Raw genomic sequence first — 811 nt, forward strand, 5'->3', positions numbered from 1 at the left:
CGTACTGATAGACGATGAGTTTTGGCAGGTTCCTTTTGTCGTAGCGCCGCGCGAGATTGAACACGACGCTGTTTTGGGCGGCGAGGACGAGATGAATCCGATCGACTCCCATCGCGTCGAGCTGCTTCAAAATGCCGAGAAATTGATCGGCAAGCGCCGATTGCCTGGCTTGAGACCAGTGCGACGACTGCGAATCCCGCAGCGTCATGCGGACTACAGGGTGCGTGAAAGTGGTAGCCAGATCCTCCGACTTCACCGTGTATGAAGCCGAGATGGCGAGCACCACCTCGCGGGCGCTTCCGGCTTCCTCGATCCCTGTGATTTGGAAGCGCAAACCATCGTCCGACCCATCGAGCAAGCGCCACCGACTCGCGGTTCGATCCCAGTCCATGACGACGACATCGCCCTCGTCATCCAGGAGCACTCCAGTCAAAAAGGTGAGCGGCACGGCAGTCAGTCCGCCATAGACGGTCGTCAAATCGCTTCTGTCATTTCCCTTCTGAGCCTGGTGGAGCCACGTCTTCATCGTGCCGATTGGCTGGAGAAGGTCCTCGGGCTCAACAATGAGTCCGTCCTTCCGTTGCCGCACGTCCAGAAGGTAGTCCATCCGAGTACCAATGATGCTGTCAGGAACGGCCGCCTTCAATGGCGAACCGTCGTCATCCCGCAATCCTCGGCCCTCGATAACAAAGACCTTCTTTCGCGAGAGCCGCTCTTGCTCGTCCGAGTACCGCCTCCACGCCCAGACGGCCGAACCGATCATCAGCAGAGCGCAAACCATCGTGACGCCCCAGAGGATGCCATCCGGGAT

1 protein-coding gene is annotated in these 811 nt (G+C 58.9%); it reads right to left on the minus strand.

Features of this window, described 5'->3' with window-relative positions:
- Nucleotides 1-811: SAVED domain-containing protein (locus EN749_RS36605; RefSeq protein WP_128365072.1), on the minus strand; the 811-nt coding region annotated here is incomplete at both ends.

It is taken from the genome of Mesorhizobium sp. M7A.F.Ca.ET.027.02.1.1 (assembly GCF_004022985.1).
Lineage (GTDB): Bacteria > Pseudomonadota > Alphaproteobacteria > Rhizobiales > Rhizobiaceae > Mesorhizobium.